This is a genomic window from Streptomyces sp. NPDC005761 (assembly GCF_040630635.1).
Taxonomy (GTDB): domain Bacteria; phylum Actinomycetota; class Actinomycetes; order Streptomycetales; family Streptomycetaceae; genus Streptomyces.
Genome location: NZ_JBEXXX010000095.1, coordinates 1 through 5037 on the forward strand (window position 1 = coordinate 1; position 5037 = coordinate 5037).

A 5037-nucleotide genomic window follows, 5' to 3' on the forward strand; every position below is an offset into this window, starting at 1 on the left:
TCGATGCCCGCCGAGGCGGACGTCATCACGGCTTCGGTGCGCAGCGGATTGATCTCCGAAACGGCACCGACAAACGTGGTCTTACCCACGCCGAAGCCCCCTGCCACCACGATCTTCGCCGAGGTAGTGGAGCGGGCCGCTCCGCCGCTAGAGCTTGCGAAGTCCACTGAGCACCCTTTCGAGCAGTGTCACATCTGGCTGGCCGCCGGCGGACTCGTCGCCGCCGGGCTGGTGGATAGCGACGAGTCCGGCCTCAGCCAGGTCGGCTACGAGGATCCGGGCAACGCCGAGGGGAATCGAGAGCAAGGCCGAGATCTCGGCCACCGACTTGATCTCGATGCACAGCCGGCAGATCCGCTGGTGCTCGGGCAACTGCCCTTGCAGCCGGGACGGATCAGCCGTCGTACTGACCAACGCCTCAATGGCGAGTTGGTAGCGCGGTCGGGTCCGACCACCTGTCATGGCGTACGGACGCACGAGCGGATTGTGCGCCGCCGGTGCCGCCGGCTCGGGGGCCCGCCGCGGCTGCACCGGCTGAATGCGGGGCTGCTGCGGGGAGTCGTACCGGTGCGGGCGCTGCGGCCGGTGGGGCTGCTGCGGTTGCTGCGGCCAGTCCGAGCCCTGAGCCTGCTGGGGCTGCTGCGGCTGCCGATATGGCTGATAAGGCTGCTGCGCGCCCTGTCTGCCGGGTGTGGAGGGGAAGCCGAAACCATTGTCCCCGTGCTCACCCGGAGTTCGCTGGCCACCATTGAACTGGTGCCCGCCTGGGGGTGTACTCACGATTCCTCCTCCGCCTGCCGGTCCCGATCCCAGTGGGTCCGCGCCACCGCACCCTATGGCGCGGTGACGCGAAACGCACTGTCTGTCTACTAGTTAAGAAGACTTCCCTGAAGCTCGGCACGGAGGTCCGGGGTGAGGACACTGCCCGCACGGTCGACCAGAAGGGCCATTTCGTACCCAACCAGGCCGATGTCGGCGTCCGGGTGTGCGAGAACGGCCAACGAAGACCCATCGGAAACGGACATGATGAAGAGGAATCCCCGCTCCATCTCCACAACTGTCTGATTCACGGCGCCGCCCTCGAAGATCCGGGAGGCACCCGCGGTCAGCGAGGTCAGACCGGAGGCGACTGCCGCCAGCTGGTCCGCACGGTCCCGCGGGAATCCTTCGGACATCGCCAGCAGGAGTCCGTCGGCGGAGACCACCACCGTGTGCGACACCCCAGGGGTGTTGTCCACGAAGTTGGTGATCAACCAGTTCAGATTCTGCGCCGCCTGGCTCATCGGGCTCACACTAACGCTCCTGGTTGTAGGTAGTACTGGTGTCCGAACCCGCGTTACGTCCCCGCAGCACGCCACGTCGCAGGTTGCTCAACCTGCCACGCACGTCCTCCGGGGCGCGGGAGACCTGGGGGCCGCCCTGCTGGGTCTGTTCGGCCGTGCCCTCGACCAGATTGGCCTTGGGCACGCGCCGGGGAAGACCGGACGGGGTGATCCCGCCCGCCTTCGGCTCCCGGAGCTTCTCCGCCCGCTCCCAGCGCTCGTCGTTCGCCGAGCGCCAGTCCTCGGGACCGGCCCCGTCCGCCTGCGCGGGCGACGGCTGCCGCTGCGGCAGTTCCTCCTGCTGCTGCGGAGCCGGCTGCTGCGCCGCGACGGGCTGGTCGTTGCCACGGCCGGTGGGCTGCCAGTGCTGCTGGCCGCCCCGGCGCGGCAGACCCGCGTCCGTCATGTCGTGGCCGGAGTTGGGAACGGGTCCCGAACGGTCGAAGCCTACGCGTTCCTGCGAAGGCGCGGGAGCGCTCGGACGAGATTCCGTCCCGTCCTGCGCAACCGGCTCGAACGCGCCCTGGTACGTGCCCTGATCAGCCCACTCTTCCTGCTGGGGCTGGGGGGCGTACTGCTCCTCGTAGGCCTGCGCAGGCGCCTGGGGGGCCGCGTACGGCGCCTCCTGGTACCCGCCCTGACCGTTGTAGCCGGGCTGCTCGGCATAGCCGGCGTCACCCCGGTACGGGTCGTAGCCGCCGTCGTGCGAGGGCTGCTCGTAACCCTGTTCCTGCTGTCCGCCCGCCTGCTGCTCCTGGGCGTAGGGGTCCGCGGCGTAGGAGGCCTCTTCGTACGGGGACCCGGTGTACTGCTGCTGCGGCTCCTGCTGCTGCGGGAACGGAGGGTGCTCGCCGCCGGTCTGCGCCTCCAGCGCGGCACGGCGCTCCTCCCGCATCAGCGAGCGGCCCACCGGGTCGAGCTGGGCGGAGTCCGCGGACGGCTCCTCGTAGCGGGAGTCGTCGAAGCCGAGCTCCGCCGCCGTACGCATCTGGGGCTGCAGCGGAGCCGCGTCGAACGCCTGCTGCTGCGGAATGATCGAGGAGACGGTGAAGTCGTCCTGCGCGGGGGCGCCGTCGCCGCCACCACCGTGAGTGATCGCGTCCGGCAGCATGACCAGCGAGGTCGTTCCCGCCTGCTCACCCGAGGGGCGCAGCTGGACCCGGATGCCGTGCCGGTCGGAGAGGCGGCCGACCACGAAGAGACCCATGCGCTGCGAGACCGCGGCGTCCACCGTGGGCGGGTTGGCCAGCTTGTGGTTGATGTCGGCGAAGTCCTCGGCGGTGAGGCCGATGCCCTTGTCGTGGATCTCGATCATCACGCGGCTGTCGGGGAGCCGGGTCGCGGTGACCCGGACCTTGGTCTGCGGCGAGGAGAACGTGGTGGCGTTCTCCAGCAGCTCGGCCAGCAGGTGCACGAGGTCGGTGACGGACTGGCCGTGGATCTCGGTCTCCGGCACGCCGGAGAGCTCGATGCGCTCGTAGGACTCCACCTCGGAGGAGGCGGCCCGCAGGACGTCCACCAGCGGGACCGGCTGGTTCCAGCGGCGGCCGGGCTCCTCGCCGGCGAGGACCAGGAGGTTCTCGCCGTTACGGCGCATGCGGGTCGCCAGGTGGTCCAGCCGGAAGAGGCTCTCCAGCTGGTCCGGGTCGGCCTCGTTGTTCTCCAGGTCGGTGATGAGGGTCAGCTGGCCCTCGATGAGCGACTGGTTGCGGCGCGAGAGGTTGGTGAAGATCGCGTTGACGTTGCCCCGCAGCATGGCCTGTTCGGCCGCCAGCCGGACCGCCTCGCGGTGCACCTGGTCGAAGGCCCGGGCGACCTCGCCGATCTCGTCCTGGCTGTTGATCGGGATCGGCTGGACACGGGTGTCCACCCGGCCCGGGTCGGTCCGGGACAGCTGGTCGACGAGCGAGGGCAGCCGCTGCTCGGCGATGCCGAAGGCGGCCGTACGCAGCTGACGCATCGAGCGGCTCATCTGGCGGGCCATGAGGCCGGCCAGGATGAAGGCCGCCAGCAGGGCGATGATCACGATCGCGGCGTTGACGATGGCGTCGGTCCGGGCGCTGGAGGAGATCTCCGCGGCCTCGGTCACCGCCTTGTCGACGAGCTCGTCCTCGACCGTGGTGTAGCCGTCGAACTTCGCGGTGGCGGCGGCCATCCAGGTCTCGGGGGTGATCCCCTTCGCCTTGAGCTGCTTGGGGTCCTTGCCCTGGCCGATCTCCTGGGCCATGCCGTCGTAGACCGAGCCGTCGATGGTCGGCGGCGCCACGAACGGCACACCGGCCGCGTCGGCCTGCTCCTTCGCGGACTTGAGCTTGGCGGCGCCCTCGGCGGCCTTGCCGGCCATGACCTTCTTCAGCCGGGCGGCGTCGGCCTCCGTACCACCGGAGACGAATTCACCGAGGGCGATCTGCTCCAGGTAGTTGTACGAGCCGAAGGCCTTGACCTGGTCGTTGAACTTGCCGTTCTCCTGGCTGGGCCGCACCAGAAGGTGCATGCCGATGGAGCGCTGAAGCGATTCTGCAGCCTTGGCCAGCTCGATCGCGTAGACGGTACGGCCGTAGCTGGTGATGTTGCCGGTGCCGAGGCCCAGCTCGTTGCAGAACTCCATCAGGGAGTGCTGGACCTGGGTGTATCCCTCTTCGGTCTTCACCGGGTCCATGGCGGCGGTGTACGCCACCTTGCGCAGCTCCGGGAGCTTGGGCTCCTCCAGCTTGAACAGCTTGAGGCGGCGCTCCAGACCCTGCTTCCCGGGCATGTCCTGCACGGCCGCGTCGAACTTCTGGGCGGCGGCGTCGGTGGTGGCCCGGGCCTGGGTGACGAGCTCGGAGTCGCGCTTGTTGGACAGCAGCGGCTGAGCGGTGAGGTCGCGCTCGTTGAGCAGCGCCTGCCCGTACTCGGCGGACGCGCGGACGATCAGCGCGGTCTTCTCGGCGTCCTGGGCCTCCTGCCAGGTGTCGAGCGAACCCTTCACCTGGAAGCCGCCCATGATCAGGCCGACCAGTACCGGGATCAGGAGGATCGCGTTCAGCCGGGTGGGCACCCGCCAGTTGCGCGGGGACAGCCGGCTGGTGCTGCCACCGGCCGGTATCCCATCGGACACCTCGGCGGACGGCGTCACGGTGCGCGACGGCGGGGTGAAGTTGCCCCGCTCCGCCTGCGCCGTGGCGCCCTCGTTGTTACGCCTCACTCGACCAACAACCTCTCGGCGTCGGCACCTACGTTGTGCCGTGTTTGTTCAGGGCCGTACTACTCGGGAGTTCGTCGAATTGCAGCACGGCTACCGGTCGCGTTCCAAACAGTCGGAATGTGCGATTCCGAGTGGCTCGGCCCGCAGATAAAACGGGCATAAAGAACGAGCCCCGCCAAAAGGCGGGGCTCATGTGAGCACAGTGGAACCGATCGTGCGCATCGGGTATTGACCGTGCGGTAATTCTCTTTCGAAACGTTATGAACACAGGGGTGGATCGTGTCAAAGGACACAGTCCACCCCCGTGTGACTAGTGTAATTGTCGTACGGCAATACCGACTTGTGCCTACTTGAGCCGCGCCATCAGTGCGTGCTCCACCAGCGTGATCAAACCGCTCTTGGCATCACCGCGGTGGCGCGCGTCGGTCGTGATGATCGGGGTGTCGGGTCCGATCTGGAGGGCTTCGCGGACTTCGTCGGGGGTGTAGGGCTGGTGTCCGTCGAAGCCGTTGAGGGCGATGACGAAGG

General features: G+C 68.4%; 3 protein-coding genes and 2 pseudogenes. All 5 read right to left on the minus strand.

What is annotated here, in order from left to right; translation table 11 throughout:
- Positions 1–167 (minus strand): annotated as a pseudogene (locus tag ABZ434_RS35940) (ATP-binding protein); the annotation flags it as partial.
- A complete protein-coding gene (locus tag ABZ434_RS35945) occupies positions 148–780 on the minus strand; it encodes a DUF742 domain-containing protein (RefSeq protein WP_359146284.1) in 633 nt (210 codons plus the stop codon). The pseudogene ABZ434_RS35940 and the gene ABZ434_RS35945, both read right to left, overlap by 20 nt.
- Positions 781–869: 89 nt before the next feature.
- Positions 870–1283 (minus strand): roadblock/LC7 domain-containing protein, encoded by a 414-nt coding sequence (locus ABZ434_RS35950; protein ID WP_018551717.1) that lies wholly within the window; start codon positions 1281–1283, stop codon positions 870–872.
- 10 nt (positions 1284–1293) lie between these two features.
- A complete protein-coding gene (locus ABZ434_RS35955; RefSeq protein WP_359146287.1) occupies positions 1294–4509 on the minus strand; it encodes a nitrate- and nitrite sensing domain-containing protein in 3216 nt (1071 codons plus the stop codon).
- Positions 4510–4855: 346 nt separating this feature from the next.
- Positions 4856–5037, minus strand: a pseudogene (locus tag ABZ434_RS35960) (ATP/GTP-binding protein); the annotation flags it as partial.